The organism is Tatumella sp. UCD-D_suzukii (assembly GCF_000611875.2).
In the GTDB taxonomy this organism is placed as follows: Bacteria; Pseudomonadota; Gammaproteobacteria; order Enterobacterales; family Enterobacteriaceae; genus Tatumella; species Tatumella ptyseos.
Window position 1 is genome coordinate 1 of sequence record NZ_JFJX01000033.1, and the last position, 682, is coordinate 682.

General features: G+C 37.4%; 1 protein-coding gene and 1 pseudogene. Both read right to left on the reverse strand.

Annotation, left to right across the window (positions count from 1 at the left end; all coding sequences use genetic code 11):
- Positions 1-239, reverse strand: a 239-nt coding sequence (locus CG67_RS07090) for a hypothetical protein (protein ID WP_025902262.1), incomplete at its 3' end; no start/stop codon positions are given.
- Positions 239-682, reverse strand: a pseudogene (locus CG67_RS18300) (attachment protein); the annotation flags it as partial. The pseudogene CG67_RS18300 and the gene CG67_RS07090, both read right to left, overlap by 1 nt.

Sequence of the window (682 nt, forward strand, 5' to 3'; positions counted from 1 at the left end):
TCAGGTAATACAGAAGACATTAAATTAGAGAAGTCCTGAGGCATGGCACCGTAAACAACAGAACCAAGCCATTGCAAGCCAAGCAAAAGAACAACCATAATTGCGCCAACAAGAGCAGTCGCTAATAATCCAGTTCTAGTAGCAAGACGAGCTATGAAACTTGCAACATAGCCAATAAAAAGAGGAACAAGACCTATTAAAAACCGGAATAAAGCCGGGATACCTAATAAAGCTGGCATTATTGCTCACACTTCCTTAGTAAAGATGTAATAGAAGTGAATACATACCAAAATGTAAGACAATACATAACCCAAGAAAGCATTGATTTTATATCGCCTAATTTATCGCAACCTATCTCAATTTGATAAACAGAACCAGAAAACATAACAAAATTACTACAGCCATGAACAGTAGGAATAGACGGCCTTAGAGCGCCTTCATTTAAAAATGATTCCCAAGCACCGCCATGAGAATCTTTATCAATATTTAATTGAGTTTTAGCTTGAGCAGTTGCCAAATCAAACTCTGAATCACCATCACCATAATGACCAGTATTTTGCTCAGGGTCAGCAAATTTACCAGCACCGCGAACTAGATTATTTAAATTATCACCAAGAGAAGTAATATTATTTTGAGTCTGCTCATCAGCTGATCGCTTGTCATCTGTAGAAGTATCATCTTC